The 19,358-nt window shown below is 65.2% G+C and carries 22 protein-coding genes; 14 read left to right on the plus strand and 8 right to left on the minus strand.

Features of this window, described 5'->3' with window-relative positions; all coding sequences use genetic code 11:
- Positions 1–33: 33 nt before the first annotated feature.
- The 8 genes from XdyCFBP7245_RS14030 to XdyCFBP7245_RS14065 are packed head-to-tail and all read right to left on the minus strand — an operon-like array spanning position 34 to position 7,455.
- Positions 34–1,167 carry a hypothetical protein gene (locus XdyCFBP7245_RS14030; protein ID WP_211287702.1) on the minus strand — a complete coding sequence of 378 codons (1,134 nt, stop codon included), beginning with the start codon at positions 1,165–1,167 and terminating at the stop codon, positions 34–36.
- Positions 1,164–2,114, minus strand: coding sequence for a glycosyltransferase (locus XdyCFBP7245_RS14035; RefSeq protein WP_104616192.1), 951 nt, complete (start codon positions 2,112–2,114; stop codon positions 1,164–1,166). Before XdyCFBP7245_RS14035 ends, XdyCFBP7245_RS14030 begins: the two co-directional genes overlap by 4 nt.
- A complete protein-coding gene (locus tag XdyCFBP7245_RS14040) occupies positions 2,111–3,364 on the minus strand; it encodes an O-antigen translocase (RefSeq protein ID WP_104616193.1) in 1,254 nt (417 codons plus the stop codon). The genes XdyCFBP7245_RS14035 and XdyCFBP7245_RS14040 overlap by 4 nt, the downstream gene beginning before the upstream one ends.
- Positions 3,361–4,473, minus strand: coding sequence for a DegT/DnrJ/EryC1/StrS family aminotransferase (locus tag XdyCFBP7245_RS14045; protein ID WP_104616194.1), 1,113 nt, complete (start codon positions 4,471–4,473; stop codon positions 3,361–3,363). The genes XdyCFBP7245_RS14040 and XdyCFBP7245_RS14045 overlap by 4 nt, the downstream gene beginning before the upstream one ends.
- The gene (locus tag XdyCFBP7245_RS14050) at positions 4,473–5,405 is read right to left on the minus strand and encodes a GNAT family N-acetyltransferase (RefSeq protein ID WP_104616195.1); all 933 of its coding nucleotides are present in this window, start codon (positions 5,403–5,405) and stop codon (positions 4,473–4,475) included. Before XdyCFBP7245_RS14050 ends, XdyCFBP7245_RS14045 begins: the two co-directional genes overlap by 1 nt.
- Complete coding sequence (locus XdyCFBP7245_RS14055) at positions 5,392–6,345, minus strand: glycoside hydrolase family protein (protein WP_104616196.1); 954 nt, start codon at positions 6,343–6,345, stop codon at positions 5,392–5,394. Before XdyCFBP7245_RS14055 ends, XdyCFBP7245_RS14050 begins: the two co-directional genes overlap by 14 nt.
- A gap of 4 nt (positions 6,346–6,349) precedes the next feature.
- Entirely contained in the window at positions 6,350–7,021 is a 672-nt protein-coding gene (locus tag XdyCFBP7245_RS14060) for an acetyltransferase (RefSeq protein ID WP_104616197.1), read from the minus strand.
- Positions 7,018–7,455, minus strand: coding sequence for a sugar 3,4-ketoisomerase (locus XdyCFBP7245_RS14065; RefSeq protein WP_104616198.1), 438 nt, complete (start codon positions 7,453–7,455; stop codon positions 7,018–7,020). The genes XdyCFBP7245_RS14060 and XdyCFBP7245_RS14065 overlap by 4 nt, the downstream gene beginning before the upstream one ends.
- Before the next feature lie 301 nt (positions 7,456–7,756).
- On the opposite strand from XdyCFBP7245_RS14065, the gene XdyCFBP7245_RS14070 reads away from it, so the two are divergent.
- The 14 genes from XdyCFBP7245_RS14070 (at position 7,757) to XdyCFBP7245_RS14135 (ending at position 19,150) form a co-directional block, all read left to right on the plus strand.
- Entirely contained in the window at positions 7,757–8,377 is a 621-nt protein-coding gene (locus XdyCFBP7245_RS14070) for a cytochrome b (RefSeq protein ID WP_104616221.1), read from the plus strand.
- Positions 8,378–8,448: 71 nt separating this feature from the next.
- A complete protein-coding gene (locus tag XdyCFBP7245_RS14075; protein ID WP_104616199.1) occupies positions 8,449–9,795 on the plus strand; it encodes a cytochrome C in 1,347 nt (448 codons plus the stop codon).
- A gap of 22 nt (positions 9,796–9,817) precedes the next feature.
- Positions 9,818–10,207 carry a c-type cytochrome gene (locus XdyCFBP7245_RS14080; RefSeq protein WP_104616200.1) on the plus strand — a complete coding sequence of 130 codons (390 nt, stop codon included), beginning with the start codon at positions 9,818–9,820 and terminating at the stop codon, positions 10,205–10,207.
- 504 nt (positions 10,208–10,711) lie between these two features.
- Entirely contained in the window at positions 10,712–11,353 is a 642-nt protein-coding gene (locus XdyCFBP7245_RS14085; protein ID WP_244907816.1) for a hypothetical protein, read from the plus strand.
- Between the two features lie 51 nt (positions 11,354–11,404).
- Positions 11,405–11,998: a sigma-70 family RNA polymerase sigma factor gene (locus XdyCFBP7245_RS14090; RefSeq protein ID WP_211287703.1), complete on the plus strand. Its 594-nt coding sequence runs from the start codon at positions 11,405–11,407 to the stop codon at positions 11,996–11,998.
- Complete coding sequence (locus XdyCFBP7245_RS14095; RefSeq protein WP_170068650.1) at positions 11,995–12,645, plus strand: zf-HC2 domain-containing protein; 651 nt, start codon at positions 11,995–11,997, stop codon at positions 12,643–12,645. Before XdyCFBP7245_RS14090 ends, XdyCFBP7245_RS14095 begins: the two co-directional genes overlap by 4 nt.
- Positions 12,642–13,937 carry a S8 family serine peptidase gene (locus XdyCFBP7245_RS14100; RefSeq protein ID WP_104616204.1) on the plus strand — a complete coding sequence of 432 codons (1,296 nt, stop codon included), beginning with the start codon at positions 12,642–12,644 and terminating at the stop codon, positions 13,935–13,937. The genes XdyCFBP7245_RS14095 and XdyCFBP7245_RS14100 overlap by 4 nt, the downstream gene beginning before the upstream one ends.
- 10 nt (positions 13,938–13,947) lie before the next feature.
- A complete protein-coding gene (locus tag XdyCFBP7245_RS14105) occupies positions 13,948–14,706 on the plus strand; it encodes a heme ABC transporter permease (protein WP_104616205.1) in 759 nt (252 codons plus the stop codon).
- The gene (ccmD, locus tag XdyCFBP7245_RS14110; protein WP_104616206.1) at positions 14,703–14,909 is read left to right on the plus strand and encodes a heme exporter protein CcmD; all 207 of its coding nucleotides are present in this window, start codon (positions 14,703–14,705) and stop codon (positions 14,907–14,909) included. The genes XdyCFBP7245_RS14105 and ccmD overlap by 4 nt, the downstream gene beginning before the upstream one ends.
- On the plus strand, positions 14,906–15,376 hold the full coding sequence (ccmE, locus tag XdyCFBP7245_RS14115; RefSeq protein ID WP_104616207.1) for a cytochrome c maturation protein CcmE: 471 nt from the start codon (positions 14,906–14,908) through the stop codon (positions 15,374–15,376). Before ccmD ends, ccmE begins: the two co-directional genes overlap by 4 nt.
- A gap of 63 nt (positions 15,377–15,439) precedes the next feature.
- Entirely contained in the window at positions 15,440–17,428 is a 1,989-nt protein-coding gene (locus XdyCFBP7245_RS14120; RefSeq protein ID WP_104616208.1) for a heme lyase CcmF/NrfE family subunit, read from the plus strand.
- On the plus strand, positions 17,425–17,967 hold the full coding sequence (locus XdyCFBP7245_RS14125) for a DsbE family thiol:disulfide interchange protein (RefSeq protein ID WP_104616209.1): 543 nt from the start codon (positions 17,425–17,427) through the stop codon (positions 17,965–17,967). The genes XdyCFBP7245_RS14120 and XdyCFBP7245_RS14125 overlap by 4 nt, the downstream gene beginning before the upstream one ends.
- Complete coding sequence (locus XdyCFBP7245_RS14130) at positions 17,967–18,449, plus strand: cytochrome c-type biogenesis protein (RefSeq protein ID WP_104616210.1); 483 nt, start codon at positions 17,967–17,969, stop codon at positions 18,447–18,449. The genes XdyCFBP7245_RS14125 and XdyCFBP7245_RS14130 overlap by 1 nt, the downstream gene beginning before the upstream one ends.
- Entirely contained in the window at positions 18,449–19,150 is a 702-nt protein-coding gene (locus XdyCFBP7245_RS14135; RefSeq protein WP_104616211.1) for a tetratricopeptide repeat protein, read from the plus strand. The genes XdyCFBP7245_RS14130 and XdyCFBP7245_RS14135 overlap by 1 nt, the downstream gene beginning before the upstream one ends.
- The last annotated feature ends 208 nt before the right edge of the window (positions 19,151–19,358 follow it).

Genomic DNA, 19,358 nt, shown 5'->3' on the forward strand with positions numbered 1-19,358 from the left:
CAGGCTCTGAAACGTGACAGTGGGTTGCCGCGCTTAGGCGACAGACGGGTGTGCTGCATGGCGGCTGGGCAACAACACGGTGCAGGCGTGCAGCACCAGGCAGAGCGCAATGAAGCCGAGGTTGGTCCAGGTGAATGCCTGAGGCGCGAATGGCGACATCAGGCAGGCGTAGGCGATGCGCAGGAAGATCAGCACATGAAAAATCGAGAGCGAGCCATTGAGCCGGCGCACGCTCCACACCAGGCCGGCATACAGCGCCAATAGCGCCAGCAACGCCCCCGGCGCGCCCCAGGCCATCAGGAACGGAAAGAACTCGGTGCCCACATTGATGTTGGGCGCATCCAGCGGAATGCTGGTGCCGGCGGTGGCAATGGACCCGCTGAACGGCACCAGCTGGTTGACCAGAAAACTGGCGTTTTCGTACCCCTTGGCGAGGATGGCGCCAAAGTTGTAAGGCCCGGCGCTGATGTACAGCAGCAGCCATTGCACGCCTTGCGGCATGGCACGGTAGAACGCGCTGAATGGCAGTGCCACGGTTGCCAGCGAGCCGGAACGCAAGGCACCGAGTACCGAAAACACGCCGCCACCCGCAAGCGCCAGCACCCCGATCGTTTTCCACGGCAACGGGCGCGCTGGATCACGCCGCAGCAACATCACCAGCACGAACGAGAACAGGCCGGCAAAGATACGATTGCGGTCGATCACCACAATCGGGAACACAAACCCAAACGTCACCATCGCCGCGCGCAGACCGCGATGGCGCACGCACAGCAACGCGATCGGCGGCAGGATCCAGCACATGTTGGAGATATGCCGCACGTGCGAGCGCAGCGGGCTCAAGGTGGCGTACGACGATGGATCGCTGAACAACGGAATCGGAAACACCACCACGTCGACAATGCAGAACACCGTGACCACCGCTGCCAGCGTCATCGCCACACACGCATCGCGGGTGCCGGCGTAGCGATAGTGGCGAAACGCTTCCACCGCGGGCAAGCGGGTGCGCAGCGCAGCATCGAGGGCGAAGGTCGCCGCCGCAGCGATCGCCAGCAACACGATGCCGTCGAGGTAGCCGTCCGGCAGCGTATAGGTCAGCAGCGTCAACGCGCAGCTGAGCAGCATCGGCAAGGCCAGGTAGGTCGCAGGCCGTCGCAGCAACATGCTCACGCCGGCTCCGTCGCATTGCGCGCGGGCTTGGGCCGCCATGCGGCCGGCAGCGACAACCACGCATAGGCCAGCAGGTGAGCGATCACCGCATGAGGCCGGCGCTGCAGGAACGCCACCTTGGCGGCGATGTAGCGCGACTGCGCGTGCAGCAGCGTGCGATCGGGTTCATCGAACAACGCCGCGCAGCGCAATGCCACCTGTCGCGACTCGCTCAGATTGGCGATGCGTGCCGGCACGTTCGTCGTCTTGCTGAGGTTGTTGCCGTGCAACCGATACGCACAGACCTGCATATCGATGAACCCCAGCGCGTTGCGCGCAGCCAGGCGCAGGAAAAAATCCCAGTCTTCGATACGTAGCGCTTCGTCCCAGCCACTGCGCGCATCGAAGGCGCCGCGCCGCAACAAGGCGACGGCACCACTGACGGCCCATTGGCGGATCACCGCGCGGCGGATGCCTTGCTCGGAACGATACAGAGCGACATCCACCCCATGCAGATCGCGCATCGCACTGTCATGCAGCTGTTTTCCATGCTGATCGACCACGCAGGCATCGCCGATCACCGCAAGCGTCTGCGGATGCGCGCGTAGATAGCGCACCTGCGCATCCAGCCCGCCGGGCAATAGATAATCGTCGCTGGCCCCCAGGCGAAGAAACTCGCCGTTCGCGCGCAAGGCCAGCTCGTTGAGCGTGGCCGCAACGCCGCGATTGGCCCGCTGCACGAACTGCACCGGTAGCCGATGCCCGTGGGTAGCGATCCACTGCGCGATCTTCTCGCCGGTGGCATCGCTGGAGCCATCGTCGATGATGACGATTTCCTTGCTCGGGTACGGGTCCTCCAGCACACTGTCCAGGCAACGCTGGACGAAGCGCTCATGGTTGAACGCGGGGATCAGCACCGACACCAACGGCCAGCGCGCGCGCCCTGCCGGTTGCGTAAGATCGTTCATGCCAACTGCACCAGATAGCGCCGCACCACCACGATATTGAACAGCAGATACAGCACGTAGTTGGCGACAAAGGCGTACATCGCACCGATCAGCCCGAAGTGCCCGGTAAACAGGTACACCAACCCCAGATAGCTGGCGGCAAACACGCACTCGGACACCACGAACAGGCGCGTCATGGCCTTGGCCAACATCACATACGACAACACGAAGGCGGCGATCTTGACCACATCGCCCACCAGCTGCGGGCCGTACAACGCTCTGGCCGCAGCAAACTGCGGGTCGAACAATAGCCAGGTCACCCAATCGCGGCACACATACACACCCAACGCCATCGCGATCACCGCCGGCATCACGTAACGATACGCAGCGCGCAGCTCGCGCCCCAATGCGGCACGCGCATCCAACGAGGCCAGCTTGGGCAGGTAATACACATTGATGGCGGTGGTGAAAAACAGCAGATAGGCATCCGACACCCGGCTCACCGCCTGCCAGTAGCCCACCTGCTCCCACCCGAACCGGGCAACCAGATGGTCGCGCACCAGAATGAATACCAGCTGCGGCACCAAGGTGGAGGTGAGCGTCATCACCGAGAAGGCCGCCAACCGACGCGTCATGACGGCATCGAAGCGCGGGCGCAACATCTCGCGCCGAAAATACGGGCTGCGCCGCAGCGCCGGCACCCCCGCCAACAGCCACACCACCTGCCCCAGCACCAGTGCGAGCAATGCCCCCTGCAGCTGCGCCATGCTGGACAGCCATGCCACCAGCGCAACGCTCATCACCGCGCCGCTCACCTGCACGATGGCCAGGCGGCGCACATCCATGAAACCGTTGATCACTGCAAGAATGTAATTGACCAGCGCGATGCCCAACTGTGCGACTGCCAGCACGCAAATCAGCGGTTGATAGCTGGCATCGCCCAACAGGCGCTCGGCAAGCAACCCGCTGAACGCCACCGCCAGCACCGCCAGCACGCAGGACGCACAGAACGCGTACCACAACGCCGCGCTGAGCAAGCGCGCCTGCGCCGGCGGGTCGTCGCGGTACTCGGCGACGTATTTGACGATACCGGCGCTGATGCCACCACCCGCCAACACCGCCAGCACCGACATCACATTGAGAAACTGGCCGAGTCGCCCCACGCCCTGCGGCCCCGCGTAGACGGCGACCAACTTGACCACCACCAGCGCAGCGAGCAACTTCGCCAGCGTCGCGACGCCGGTGTAGGCGCTGCTGCGCACCAGATTCATGCGCCGGCGCCGAACGACTGGCAGGCGGCGATCACGCGTTCCACCGACGCTGCATCCAGCGCGGGGCCCATCGGCAGACTCAGCACTTCGGCGTGCAGGCGTTCGCTCACCGGCAAACAGGCATCACCGAGCGTTGCGTAGGCCGGCTGCCGATGCGGCGGCACCGGGTAATGAATCTGGGTATGGATGCCATGCCGCAGCAGATGCGCCTGCAAGGCATCGCGCTGCGGGCTGCGCACCACGAATAGATGCCAGACATGCTGTTCGTCTGAGACCACTGTCGGCAAGACGATCAAGGGGTTGTCGATGCCTTGCAGGTAACGCCGCGCCACCGCGCGCCGCAATGCGATCTCTTCATCCAGATAACCCAGCTTGACGCGTAACAAGGCGGCCTGCAGCTCGTCCAGGCGCGAGTTCACGCCCTGATAAAGATGCTGGTACTTCACCTCCGAGCCGTAGTTGCGCAGCGCGCGGATACGCTCGGCCAATCGCGTATCGGAAGTCACGACTGCGCCGCCATCGCCCAGCGCACCAAGATTTTTCGTGGGAAAGAAACTGAACGCGGCGGCATCGCCGAAAGCACCTGCGCGCTTGCCCTGCACGGTTGCACCATGCGCTTGCGCTGCATCTTCGATCAGCAGTAACCCGTAGCGATGCGCCAGCGTCTGCAGCGCCGCCATGTCGGCAAGCTGACCGTACAGATGCACCGCCATGATGGCGCGGGTGCGTGGCCCGATCGCCTTTTCCACACTGGCCGTGTCCATATTGAAGGTGACCGGGTCCGGCTCCACCGGCACCAGCACCAGATGGTTCTGGCTGATCGCCAGAAATGTGGCGATGAAGGTATTGGCCGGCACGATGATCTCATCGCCCTCGCGCAGCACGCCCAGTTCGCGGTAACCGCGCAAGATCAGCGACAACGCGTCCAGCCCATTGCCCACGCCGACCGCATGCGCCGCACCGCAGTAACCGGCGAACTCTTCCTCGAATGCAGCCAGTTCCTGGCCGAGCACATACCAGCCGGCATCGATCACCCGCGCGGCGGCGGCCTTGAGTTCATCCGCGTAACGTGCGTTGACCGCACGCAAATCCAGGAACGGCACATCCATTACAAGGTCCATCGATAGAAATCCTGCACAACCGCACGTGCGCCGAAGCGCTCCTTTTGTTCGACCAAACCCTCGTTGAGCACCTGCCCGCCGTGTTCGGTGGAAATGCCGAAACTGAAGTAGTCGCGCGCCGCATACACCTGGGTGATCAACTCGGCCAGCAGCAGGCTCAGCGCATCCAGCTGGCGCCCGCGTTCGGACACCGCCAGATACTGGGTATGCACGCTGCGGCCAAAGTCGTACACCAGCGCGGCGGCCAGCAGCTGCCCATCAGCGCACGCCTCGTGCAGCACGATGTGATGTGGAAACCGGCTCTGCAGCAGCTGCAGTTCGTCCAGCCGATGGGTGGGCGCCACGCCATGCCGCTGCAACACCTCGCCAAGCAAGGCATGGAATGCATCAAGCGTGGTGCCGGTCTGGATGTGCACGCCGGCCTTGCGCGCCTTGGCGATCGAGCGCCGCCGCTCGGCGCTGAAGGCAAACGGCTGACGCAAGGCAATCACCGACGACAGATCGCGTCGATACAGCTGTGCGCCAACCCGATGCAGCGCATACAGCTCTTCTTCGGCCGGATACGCATGAAACACATGCGGCACCGGCTTGTAGACGATCTCGCGCATGCCGGCTGCGCGGTAATGCGCGGCGATCTGCTCGAACACCTGCAAGGTGCCGCTGGCGCGCATGGCCGTCGACGACAGCAGGCCGGCGTAGGTGAGACCGGCATGGCTGCTGACGCAATCGCCTTGCACGCTGGCAGGAAACACCGCGAGCACCTCGCCGCCGCGTTCCACCAGCAACGAGGCATCCACGAAACGGTCGGCGTGATAGTCCATGTAGCCGCGCCGATGCAACAGATTGCCGTTGCGCGAGCACGCCACCAACGCATCCCAGGCCAGCGCGTCGCTGGCGACGTAAGGCCTAACCGAATACATGACAGCCCTGCAGCTCCACCGGCAAGGCCGCGTCGGCCAGGCCGAAGCCGGCCTGGCCCATCGCGTTGCCGTTGTAGAACATCAACACCCGCTCGCCCTGCTGGATCAATGCGGGGTAGCACAGCGTCTGCGCATCCCAACCCTCGCTGGACAACTGCAGGCCCAGCGCAGCATCCTCGCGCTCCCAGTGCACGCCATCGCGGCTGAACGCGATGCCGGGGAAGTAGCCGCCACGGGTGTCGCCGCGGGTGAAGTACATCAGATAGCGCTCGTCCAGCCGGTACACCCGCGGGCGTCCGATGCGGTATTCGTCATCGCGCGGAAGCAGACACACGCTGTCGGCCACCGGAATGCAGCGCAGGTCGTCGGTCTCCACATAGCGGATGTGGTAACGCGGATACGGCTGACCGCCGATGGTCTCCCAATCGTCGCCCACCGCGTACCACAGCCGCCAGCGCCCATCTTCGTAGCGTGCCGAATGCACCGCTGCAATGGTGCTACGGCCCGGGGCGCGGTCCAGCAGCGGCGTTTCCTGACGACGCTGAAACGTCTCGCCGCCATCGCGCGAGATCGCCAGGCCAGTGAATGCCAGAAACTTCGCCTTGGCCACCAGCTGGAAGCCCACATAGAACATGTACAAGCCGTCGGGGCCGGCGACCACGTCGCCCAGGATCATGCCGTTATCGTCGAAGCAGCCATCGCGCCCGATGTCCAGCACCGGCACCTTGCTCACACCAACGATCTGCGTCGGCGCATCGGCGCGCACATCCACATAGCCGATCCGGCTCACGCCCTGGCTGTCGCGAAAACCGGCATACACGCGCAACACCTGCGCGGACAGCCGGTACGGCGTCGGCGTCAGCGCCGCATGCTGCATCCAGCCGCCCACGCCATCGCGCGCGACATCGAAGACCAACCCGCGCTTGGTCCAGGTAAACATGGCCTCAGAGCTCCACGTCGAAGCTGGACCTGCCGGCCACCGCGCGCGCCGGCGAACCGACGTACACACGCCCGGCCTCGGTGTGCCGCGTCACCAGTGCACCGGCACCGATGATGTTGTCTGCGGCAACACGCACCGTGTCGCTCAGGGTGGCGTTGACGCCGACGAAGCTGCCGCTGCCGATCTCGCAATAACCGGAAATCACCGCGTGCGAGGCGATGAACACGTGGTCCTGCACCACGGTGCGGTGCCCGATATGGTTGCCGCTCCACAGGATGCAGTTGTTGCCGATGCTGGTAAACGGCTGGACGACATTGCCTTCGAAGATGAAACTGTTGTCACCGATCTGCGCATTGCGCCAGACAAACGCACGCGAGCTGACATACGTGGCGCAGCGGTAACCACGGCGCACCACGTCTTCGTAGAAGCGCATACGCAAGCGGTTCAATTGGGTTGCCGGAATCGCAACGAACACCGCGTACCGATCGGGCGGATAACGCTGCTCAAGTTCGTCGTAGGCCACCACCGGCAACTCGGCCAGGGTGGGCCGCAGCAGGAAATCGCGCTCCACGCTGAAGGCGACCACGTCGTAGTCGCTGTCGTACTGGAAGTATTCGCAGGCGATCTGCGCAAACTCGCCCGCACCGACGATCACCAAGGGTTTGCGCAGGCTCATGCTTCCAACCTGCATGCATCCAGGCGATGTTCCCCACGCACTTCGCCCAGAAATTCGTCGTAATCCAGGATGTAATCGCCCGGGTCGTAGAACTGGTCGGCCAGTACCATCAGCACGCAGTCTGGGCTGAAATGGTGCAGATCGCGCCAGACCATGCGGCCCAGCAGCAGGCCTTGCGAGGGATCGTTCAAGGTCACTTCGGTCGGGCCATCGCCCTTGCCTTCATCCAGCAGGATCGTCACCGAGCCATGCAGGGCCACCGCAAGCTGATTGAGCCGGCGGTGCGCGTGCTGGCCACGGTGTACGCCGCTGCGAGTGCCGAACAGGTAGTACACGCGGCGTATTTCGAACGGGACATTGCGCTCCTGCTCCAACGAAATGAGCAGGCCGCGATCGTCGCCGTGGGTATGCAACTGGATGGGTTCGAAGGCCATGGTTCCGGGGCGTAACCGCTGACTGCACGTAGTGCGACATGCCTGAGTGCGTCGGGATGCGCGAAAGGTTGCGCCGGGTCACGGCACCGCGAAGCCAGGTGCGCATATGCGCAATCGCGCATCGAAATGTGCTCCGGCACGATAAAAATTCGTTGTGGCGATGCAACCTTTCACCGGCAGCACCGCACATATCGGTGCACGTTCACCTGGCCGCAGTTCCGGCCGGCGTGGGGAGCCAGGCCTGGCAGCGCAACACGCACTGCCGGAACCAACGACCACCACCGGTGAGGACACCAACCAGATGCATCCATCCCCCCAGGCGCCCGACACGGCAGCCACCGGCAGCGCCACAACGCTGCCATCCTCGACACAGGCCGCGCCAGCGGCACGCGTCACGCCCTTGCCCAAAGCGATGCGGGTGCTGCACTGGCTCACCGTGCTGTGCCTGGTGATGGCGGCGAGTTTGATTCTGTTGCGCGCCGAGCTCGATGGGCGCGCATTGCGTCAATGGCTGCTGGAAGGCCACCGCCACTTCGGCCTGATGGTGTTGCTGCTGTTCGTGTTGCGCGTCGGCCTGCGGCTACGGCTGCGCAAACTGCCGCCCGGCCCGCCCGCATCGTTGATCACGCGCCTGGCCGCAGGCGGCACCCATCTGGCGATGTACGGGCTGATGCTTGCGTTGCCGTTGATCGGTTGGTCGCTGAGCAACGCGTTCGGCAAGACGGTCTATCTGTTCGGACTGGCGCTGCCGAATCTCATCGAGGCAGACCCCGATCTGGGCGACACCCTGGGCGTGTGGCATTTGAATGCCGCCTGGGCGCTGCTGGCCTTGGTGATCCTGCATATCGGCGCCGCGCTGTGGCACCACCTGGTGCTGCGCGATGGCCTGCTGTACCGCGTGTTGCCAGGCAAGCGCGCATGAGTCGCCGCACCTGCCTCGCCCTGGCCCGCTCTCTCTCCGTTGAACCCCGCACCGTCGAACAAGGACTTTCCATGCCTATTTCCCAGCCTGCTTCGCGCCGCGCCCACGCATCGCGCACCGCCTCCCTGACGTCCTTGTTGTGCGTGTCCGGCCCGTTGTTGCTGCTGGCCAGTACGCGAGCGCAGGCGATTCCCGCGTTCGCCCGCCAGACCGGTTCTTCGTGCGCGGATTGCCATATCGGTGCCTACGGTCCGTCGCTTACGCCCTACGGCATGCGCTTCAAGCTGGGCGGCTTCACCGATACCAATGGCGAAGGCACCAAGATTCCGGTGTCCGGCCAGCTCACCTGGGCGCGCAGCAATCCCAGCCGCGGCGACAGCACCGCACGCCTGACCCAGGCCGATCTGTATCTGGCCGGCCGCGTCAACGACAACATCGGTGGCTACTCCAAGATCCGCTCCAACAACAGCGGCAACGCCACCTTCGATACGCGCCTGGACGATGTGGATCTGCGCTTTGTCAGCAAGCCGTTCCAGATGGCCGGCAAGGACACCATGATCGGCGTCAGCGTCAACAACAATCCGGGCATCTCCGACCCGATCCATGTGTTGCCCAATGCCTCCACCCTGACGCCGGCCTCCAACGGCGGCGCATCCACCATGCTCAGCTCTTCGTCGCTGTCCAACCGCGTCATCGGCGCCAGCGTGTACGGGTTGTACGACCGCAACTGGTACGGCGAAGTCGGCAGCTACAGCGCGTTGTCGCCGTCTGCGCAGGATCGCCTCGGCTGGCCGATCAACGGCGACCCGGGCAAGCTCAGCGACACCAGCTATGCGCGGCTTGCCTATATGAAGGACATGAAGCGGCAGTTCTTCTCGGTCGGCCTGACGGCGCTCAACACGCGCCGCCAGCGTCCGCGCAACGGGCCCAGCGACGACCTCACCGACTTCGGCTACGACCTGACCTATCAGTTCCTGGGCACCCGCGAGCACGTGATGTCGCTGGCCTACGTCAACATCTACGAGCGCCGCAAGTACGGCAGCCCGCTGATGTCGGCCGACCCGACCATGCCCGCGCTGGAACGCGGCAACGTGCGCGATCAGACCATCAGCATGAACTACGCGTTCAAGCAGACCTACGGCGTACTGGCCTCGCACATGATCAACACCGGCTCGTTCGATGCCGCGCGTTACTCGCCAGTGGGCATTCCGGACACCACCAGCAACCTGATCCTTCTGTACTGGACCCCGTTCGGCAAGGAAGGCACCTACACCACGATCGCCAACCTGCGCCTGTCGGCCGGCTGGTTCCGGTTCGACAAGTTCAACGGCAGCACGTCCAACGTGTTCCGCGGCCCGCCGATCACCAACCCGCGCGATCTGGACAGCTTCACCATGTCGGTCAATCTGACGTTCTGATTCCCCACGCGTAAGGACCCCAATGAAGTCATTCCACACCACCCTGTTATGCGCGCCGCTGGCCGGCTTGCTGCTGGCCGGCGCACTGCTGCCCGGCTCGGCACGCGCCGCCGATGGCAAGAGCGTGTTCATCAGCGAATGCGCCGAGTGCCACAGCGCCACGCAAGGCAAGAACAAGAAAGGCCCGTCCCTGTTCGGCATCGTCAACCGTCCCGCCGGAAGCGTGGCGGACTTCAGCGGCTACTCGGCCGATCTCAAGCCGGGCAAGGGCACCTGGGATACCGCCAGCCTCAAGGACTTCCTCAAAAAGAATTCCAAGGCCACGTTTCCGAATACGAAGATGAAGTACGAAGGGCTCGAAGACGACAAGGAACTCGACGCGCTGATCGCTTATCTCAGCACCCTGCGTTGACGACAGGCCGGCCCGCTCCGGTAGCACCGGACGGGCCAGCAGGCAGGGGGCGAGCGGGCCCGGTGCGGGCCCGACGGACGTGCCGGCTTGCGGTATCGCTCGCACGGGCCTGAACGAAACGCATGCCATTGTGAAAAACGCTTCAAGCCCGGTACAGCCCGCCGGCCGCAGTGTCCGCGGCCTGCATCCGGGTCACCGCTGCACCTGCAAAGGTGCACGGACCCGCGTTGCCTGACACGAGCCCTTCGCGTATACGGACGGAACCGCCACACACAGGGCGGTCTCGCCCAGCGTGATGGGTCACTATCGCGCACCGCATCGGTTCATGCCCCGCCCTTGTTGAACGCTTCGTCCGCCCAGCAGCCACCTTCCCGACCGCGACGCCATGCCGTCTGCGACGGGCAGTCATGGCCGGCGTGCGGCGTTGCAAGACAGCATCGCCGCCGCCTGGAGATACCTCGCGCGTTGCTGCTCGCGCTGGTCGTGAGCCCCTGCGGGCCCGCAATGGCAGACAACGTCGGCGGCGCAGTGGCGGTGGCGTCCACCCTGATCGACCGCGGCATCTCCATCGCCCCCAACCGCGTCACCTTGCAGGCGGCCGGCTATTGGCTGCCCGCGCCCGGCTGGTCGATGTCGGCCTCCGCGGCGCTGCAGTCGCCTTCTTTCAGCAAACCGGTGGCGCTCACGTTGCAGGGCGCGCGTGGCTGGATGCTGGGCGATCGCTGGCAGATGCAGGCCAGCCTGCTGTATTACGCCTATCCGGCCGACCGCCAGTCGCGCACTTTCGACCGCCAGGAAGCCAGCCTGGCCTGGTCCTACCGCGACACGCTCACTTTCTCGCTGTCCACCTTCAATTTCCCGCGCGCGCAACGCTCGCCCTGGAACAAGGTGGTCGACGTCACCGCCAACGTGCCGCTGACCGGGGATTTCAGCCTGTCGGCCGGCGCCGGCATCTCGGACTTTCCGGCGATGACCTACGGCGCTGCCAGTTCCGGCCGCTATCGGTATGGGCAACTGGGCATGAAGTGGAGCCGCGCGGCATGGGCAGTGAAGCTGGACCGGGTGCTGACCAGCAGCAATACCCCGCGCGCGCAGAACGGCCCCGGTGCACTGCAGTGGGTGGGCATGGTCTCCCGCAGTTTCTGATCCAAACGCAACCTTTTCTCCGTCTGGGGGCACCTAAGGGTGTCTTACGCCATGTCTGCTTCGATGAATGACTCCGATACCCTTGGCGACGCCACCGACCGCATGCTGTTGCGCCGCATGGCTGCGGGCGATCGCGACGCCCTGGCGAGCATGTACCACAGCTACCACGGCCGCCTGTGCCGATTCTTGTCGCGCCTGACGCGCCGCCCGGACATCATCGAAGAAGCCATCAACGACTGCTTCTGGATCGCCTGGCAAAAGGCTGGCGACTTCCGCGGCGACTCGCAGGTGTCGACCTGGATCATGGGCATCGCCTACCGCTGCGGGCTCAAATGCCTGCGCCAGCACGACGGCGAAGCCATCGACGACACCGCCGTGGTGGAAGACCACGCCCCCAGCACCGACGACAACGACGACCGCGAGCTGCGCGACTGGCTGGACAAAGGCATGGAACGGCTGTCGCCGGATCAGCGCCTGGTGATCGAACTGGTCTACGGCGTCGGCCACAAGCTGGAAGAAGTCGCCGAAATCATGCAGTGCCCGGTGGGCACGATCAAAGCCCGGCTGTTTCATGCGCGGGTCAAATTACGCAATGTGCTGCCCGGCCTGGCCGGCAACACGCCTTATACGGAGACCCTGCAATGAAGACGTTTTTCATCGCGCCTGGCAAGGAATGCTCGCACGCCTGGGAACTGATGCCGGCCGTCCTGCTGGACAGCGCCACCGAAGAAGAAAACGCCTGGCTGATCGCGCACGTGGCCAAATGCACTTCGTGCAGCGCCGAGTTCGCTCAGCAAAATCGCCTGCGCCAGGCGCTGGCGCTGCCGTGCGCGGTCAAGCTGGACGCCAACGCCGGCCTGCAACGCCTGCTCGGCCGCCTGGATGCGCCCGAGGTCCGCACTGCACCGGCGCCTGCCGCACGACGCTCCGGTAGCTGGACCGTGCGTGCGCTGGCCGCCGCTGCGCTGGTGCAGGCCATCGGCCTGGGTGTCATGGGCGTCAAGCTCGCCTCGCCGGCACCGTCGCACGACTACCGCACGCTCAGCAGCGCCACCGCGCTGCCGGTGCCGCAAGGCGCCATCCGCGTGGTGCCGGACGCCAGCATGACCGTGGCAGACTGGGACCGCCTGCTGCATGCACAGCAACTGCAGGTGATCGGTGGGCCCAACGACATGGGCGCTTATACCGTGGTGCCTGCCGCGCCGCAGCCGCCGGCCCAGCCGCAGCGGACCGTGCAGCAGCTGCGCGCCAATCCAGGCATCCGGCTGGCCGAGATCGTCTCCGCACCATGAGCCGTTTTCTCGCCATCGGCATGCTCCTCGCGCTGACCGGACTGGGCCTGCATGGCAACGCGCAGGCGCAGGACGCCGGCGCCGTGCCTGCGCCTGCCGATGCGCACACGCCCGACAGCAGCCGCGACATCCTGCTGGCGGTGGCCAACCCGCTCAGCGCACCGCCGGCCCGCGCCGGCTCCAGCCTGATCGGCTACGCCTCCAGCTATTACGGCGCCGGCCAGAAGGCCGCCGTGCGCATGGAAGCCATCAAGCAGCGTTACAAGCTGCGCGAAGTGTCCGGCTGGCCGATCACCTCGCTGGGCCTGTATTGCGCCGTGCTGCAGCCGCCACCGGGCGTATCGCGCGATGAGCTGGTTACCGCGCTGGCCGACGACGAAGGCGTGGAGCTGGTGCAGCCGGTGCAGGATTTCTCGGTGTTTTCGGCCGATGCGGCGGAAAAGACCACGCCGTTGTCCGGCTACAATGACCCGTACGTGGACATGCAACGCGGCTTCATCGATACCGATGCCGCCAGCGCGCAGGCCATCACCCAGGGCCGCGGTGTGGTGGTGGCGGTGGTCGATACCGGCGTGGACACCAACCACCCCGATCTGAAATCGCGCATCCGCGACGTGCACGACCTGGTCGACGACAAACCGGGCATGACCAGCAGCGATTCGCACGGCACCGAAGTGGCCGGGATCATTGCCGCCGGCAGCAACAACCATCAAGGCATCGTCGGCATGGCGCCCAAGGCCATGTTGAGCGTCTACAAGGCGTGCTGGTATGCGCCCACGGTGGGCGCCACCGCACGCTGCAACACCTTCACCCTGGCCAAGGCGCTGGCGGCGATCAACAACAGCTCCGCGCGCGTGGTCAACCTGAGCCTGGGCGGCCCGGCCGACCCGCTGCTGAGCAAGATGCTTACCCATCTGGTGCAGCAGGGCCGCATCGTGGTCGCAGCAATGCCGCCGAACGGGCGGCTGGACGGCTTTCCCAACGATGTGCCCGGCGTGCTGGTGGTTCGCAGCAGCAGCGCCAGCGCGGCCATGCCCGGCGTGCTGAGCGCACCCGGCAAGGACATCCTGACCACCCAGCCGAACGGGCGCTACGACTTCACTTCCGGCTCGTCGATGGCCACCGCGCATGTCAGCGGCATGGCCGCGCTGCTGTTGTCGCTGTCGCCGTCGATGGACGCCACTGCGCTGCGCGACCTGTTGCAGCGCACCAGCAAGGTCTCCGACGGCCAGCTGCAGGTCAATGCCGGCGCCGCCGTCGATGCGCTGTCGCCTTCCAAACATTCCAACTGACGACACCGGCATGGCCAACTGGATTCCCTTGTGGCTGCATAAACTCAGCTCGCCGCCGACGTTCTACCGCTTCGCCGGACGCGTGCGTCCGTGGGCGCTGGGCCTGGCCTTGCTGCTCGGCGCGGTGGCTGCTTACGGCGGGCTGGTGCTGGCGCCGCCGGATTATCAGCAGCACGATGCCTACCGCATCATCTTCATCCACGTGCCCAGCGCCTGGATGAGTCTTTTCATCTACGCAGCGATGGGCGTGTCGGCGTTTATCGCGCTGGTGTGGCGGATCAAGCTGGCCGAAGTGGTGACCATGGCATCGGCACCAATCGGTGCAGCCTTCACTTTCATCACCTTGTGCACCGGCTCGCTGTGGGGCAAGCCGATGTGGGGCACCTGGTGGACCTGGGACGCGCGGCTGACCTCGGAGTTGCTGCTGCTGTTTCTGTATCTGGGCGTGCTGGGCCTGTACCACGCGGTGGAAGACCGTCGTCAGGCGATGCGTGCCGCCGGCTTGCTTGCGCTGGTCGGCCTGGTGAATCTGCCCATCGTGCATTACTCGGTGGTGTGGTGGAACACGCTGCATCAAGGCTCCACCGTGCGCCTGCTCGGCCCCTCAAAGATGGGCGCGGACATGCTGTGGCCGTTGCTGACGATGATGCTGGCCACCAAGTGCTACTACCTCGCCAGTCTGTTCGGCCGCGTGCGTGTGGAGCTGCTGGCGCTGGAAAGCGGCAAGGACTGGGCACGCCGCATCGTATTGACGGAGCGCACCGCATGAATACGTTTTTGGCGATGGGCGGCTACGGCCAATACGTGTGGACGTCGTATGCGTTGTTCGTGCTGGTGCTGCTGGCCGACTTGGCAGCGCCGTGGTTGCGACGCCGACGCCTGCCGCGCGAACTGCGTGGCCAGGTGCAGCGGCAAACCCCGCGTCGTGCGCGCGATCAGCCCGCGCCACCGCTGGAGCGCGATGCGCCATGAATGCCACGCGCAAACAACGTCTGTGGCTGGTGCTTGGCGTCATCGCCGCCGCCGCGCTCGCGGTGACGCTGATCGTGCTGGCGCTGCAGCGGAACATGAGCTACCTGTTCACCCCCAGCCAGGTGCACGCCGGCGACGCGGCCAGCTATCAACAGTTCCGTCTCGGCGGCATGGTCAAGGCCGGCTCGATCCAGCGCGCCAGCGACTCGCTGAAAGTCAGCTTCACCGTCATCGATAAACATGCGGCCACCCAGGTCGAATACACCGGCATCCTGCCGGACCTGTTCCGCGACAACCAATCGGTGATCGCCAACGGGCGCATGCAGGGCGAACGCTTTGTCGCCAACGAAGTGCTGGCCAAGCACGACGAAACCTACATGCCGAAAGAACTCAAGGACGCGATGGCCGAAGGCCATGTCGGCAAGCCCATCCCCGCGACCGTCGTGCCGCTGGCCGCGCCGCGTTGAGGCGGCGTTGGCTGCGCGCCGCTCACTCGCCAATCTCTTTTTGCCGCACGCTGCGACCCACTCATGACGCCTGAACTCGGCCAGATCGCACTGATCCTGGCGCTGCTGCTGTCGCTTGCCCAGGGCGTGTTGCCGCTGATCGGTGCCTGGCGTGGCAATACCGCCTTGATGGGCGTCGCGCGGCCGGCAGCGGTGGGCCAGGCCGTGTTCGTGTGGATGGCGTTCGGCCTGCTCGCCTGGTCGCTGCTGTCGCTGGATTTTTCGGTCGGCTATGTCGCGGCCAACGCCAACATCGCCCTGCCCTGGTACTACCGCTTTGCCGCGGTGTGGGGCGCGCACGAAGGCTCGTTGCTGCTGTGGATCGCCATCCTTGCGACATGGACGGTGTTGCTGGCCGCCTTCAGCCGGCATCTGCCGCAGTATTTCGCTGCACGCGTGCTGGCGGTGCTCGGCCTGGTGTCGGTGGGCTTTCTGGCTTTCATCCTGCTGACCTCCAATCCGTTCGGGCGGCTGTCGCCGATTCCGCTGGACGGCAACGAGCTCAATCCGGTGTTGCAGGATCCGGGCATGACCTTCCACCCGCCGGTACTCTACACCGGCTATGTCGGTTTCTCGGTAGCCTTTGCGTTCGCGGTGGCGGCGCTGCTGGGCGGCGAACTGGAACAGGCCTGGGTGCGCTGGGCGCGGCCGTGGACCAATGTGGCCTGGGCCTGCCTCACCGCCGGCATCGTGGCAGGTAGCTGGTGGGCCTATGCAGAACTGGGTTGGGGCGGCTGGTGGTTCTGGGACCCGGTGGAAAACGCCAGTTTCATGCCGTGGCTGGTGGGCACCGCGTTGATCCACACCCAGGCGGTCACCGAAAAACGCGGCAGCCTGCGTGCGTGGACCATCCTGCTATCGATCCTGGCGTTCTCGCTGTCGCTGCTGGGCACGTTCCTGGTGCGCTCGGGCGTGCTGACCTCGGTGCATGCGTTCGCCGCCGACCCGCGCCGCGGGCTGTACATCCTGATCTTCCTGGTGACGGTGGTGGGCGGCTCGTTGCTGCTCTACGCCTTGCGCGCACCGAAGATCGCCAGCGGCAAACCGTTTGCCGCCGCCTCGCGCGAGACCGCGATTCTGATCGGCAATCTCTTGCTTACCGTCGCCGCAGCGATGGTGTTGCTGGGCACCTTGTTCCCGTTGATTGCCGACGCCTTCGGCCTGGGCAAGGTGTCGGTGGGGCCGCCGTATTTCGGCCTGTTGTTCCCGTTGCTGATGTTGCCGGTGGTGCTGTTGCTGCCGTTCGGTCCCTACCTGCGTTGGGGCCAGGCCGACGCCGCACCGTTGAAGGCGCTGGGCGCACGCGCCGGCATCGCCGCAATCGCCTGTGCGCTGGTCGGCAGCCTGTTTGCCGATGGCCAGGCCAAGGCGATTGCCGGCATTGGCGTGGCGGCCTGGGTGGCCACCGGCACCGCGCTGTACGTCTACAAGCGGTGGCGCGAGATGCCGCGCGGGCGGCGCTTTCCGGCAGAAATGGCCGGCATGTTGATCGCGCATGCCGGCGTGGCGGTGTTCGTCGCCGGCGTGCTGATCTCCGACAGCCTGTCGGTCGAACGCGACGTGCGGCTGTCGCCCGGGCAGAGCGCGGAGATTGCAGGCTACGCGTTCCGCTTCGACGGCGTGCAGCTGGTCGACGGGCCGAACTGGAAGGCCGAACAAGGCAGCGTGCAAGTCAGCCGCGATGGCAAGGTCATTGCGCAATTGCATCCGCAAAAACGTCTGTACAGCAGCGAACGCATCCAGACCGAATCGGCGATCGATCCCGGCATCACCCGCGATCTGTATGTCGCGCTTGGCGAGCCGCTGGACGACCAGCACATCGAACACGATTGGACCTTACGGCTGTACTACAAGCCCTTCATCCGCTGGATCTGGGCCGGCGGCCTGTTGATGATGCTGGGCGGCTTCGTCAGCGCCTGCGCACGACGCTTCCGCGCGCCGGTCTCCGCAGCCAAGGCGGCTGCATCGCCCGCATACCAAGCGCCCATCATCGCGCAGGAGTCGCACCCGTGAAGCGCATGCTGCCCTTGCTGGGGTTCTTGTTGGTCGCCGCCCTGTTCGGCTTCGGCATCTACTGGACCATGCAGCACAACCCGCGTGATGTGCCCTCCCCATTGATCGGCAAACCGGCGCCGGCCTTCTCGCTGCCGCGGCTGGATGCGCCCGACCAGCATGTCACCCGTGAGCAGCTGCTGGGCAAGCCGTATGTGCTCAACGTGTTCGGCAGTTGGTGCGCCGAGTGCGTGCACGAGCATCCGGTGCTGATGGCGCAGGCCAGCCGGCTCGGTGTGCCCTTGATCGGCTACAACTACAAGGACGCGCCGGCCGATGCGACTGCCTGGCTGGCACGCTTGGGCAATCCTTACGCAGTGGTCATCGCCGATGAAGCCGGCCAGACCGCCATCGATTTCGGCGTCTACGGCGCACCGGAAAGCTTCCTGATCGATGCGCAGGGCATGATTCGCTACAAGCACATCGGCGTGCTCACCCCCGATGTCATCAACGATGAGCTGCTGCCCGCCATCACCGCACTGCCCAAGGGCGCACCGTGATGCTGGGATATGGCGCCTTTCAGGCGCATCGGCGTGACCAGGCGCGCAAGCTGCGCCTGTTGCTGGTGCTGCTGTTGGGAATAGTGCTCGCGCCCTGCGTGCAGGCGCAGGCGGTGGACCCGTTGCCGTTCAAGACCCGCAGCGAAGAAGCGCGGTATCAACAACTGACCGCGCAACTGCGTTGCCTGGTGTGCCAGAACGAGAACCTGGCCGATTCCAATGCCACCCTGGCGCGCGATCTGCGTCATCAGGTGTTCGCGCAGCTGCAGGCCGGCAAGAGCGATGCGCAGATCAAGCAGTACATGGTCGACCGCTATTCGGATTTTGTGTTGTACGACCCGCCGGTCAAACGCGGCACCTGGCTGTTGTGGTTCGGGCCGCTGCTGATGTTGGGCGCGGGCGCTGTAGTGGTGATTCACACCGTGCGTAAACGTGCGCGCGTTGGCCCAGCGGTGGCACCGCAGGCAGAGGAAGACTGGTGATGACGGGTTTTTATTTTTTGAGCGCTGCGCTGGTGGTGGTTGCGCTACTGCTGTTACTGCTGCCGCTGCTGCGCACACCTACGCGCAATGGCAATGCACGTTACACGCTGCCGATCCTGCTGGTGCTGGGCCTGCCCGTCGCCACCGCCGGTCTGTATCGGCTGGTCGGCGCGCCCGATGCGATCGCACATCCGGCCTACGTGACGGCGCCCCAGACGGCGCCCATCGCAACGGCTGCTGCAGCCGATGCGGCACCACCGCAACCCAGCGCTGCCGAACAGGCGCAACTGGCAGCGCTCACCTCGTGGATGGAACAGGCCAAAGCGCATGAGCAGAACAACCGCTCCGCCGAGGCGCGCGATGCCTACGCGCAGGCACTGAAGATCGCGCCCGACACCAGCGCGGCCATCGTCGGCTGGATCGCTGCCGACATGGCGACGCACAGCGATTTCGCCATCGATGCGACCTCGCGGACGCGGTTGCAGCAGCTGATCGCGCGCGAGCCGGACAATCAGCGTGGGCTGTGGCTACTGGGCATCAGCGATTTCCAGCAGCACGACTACGCCGCAGCCACCACCCATTGGCGGCATCTGCATGGCTTGCTGGAAACCGGCTCGCCGATGCAGAACGCGGTGGCGGACAAGATTGCCGTGGCCGAATCGATGGCGAGCGCTCGGCAATCCGGGCGTGCTGCACGCTGAAAACAGCAGCGCAAAAGCGTGCAGACGGCGGCGTCAGCCCACTAGGCGCATTGCCAGCAGTCATGGTGCGCAGCGGCGGTCGGTAGACGCAGAGCAACAGGCTGACGCGGAGCGCGCGAGGTTGCCTGCGCAGTCCGCAATGGTGTCTGGATGAAAGCCGTCGAGGTGGCGGCCAAGAAGCTTTGAGCGCGCGATGCGGCAGATCCCG

This window comes from Xanthomonas dyei, from assembly GCF_002939865.1.
GTDB lineage: Bacteria > Pseudomonadota > Gammaproteobacteria > Xanthomonadales > Xanthomonadaceae > Xanthomonas > Xanthomonas dyei.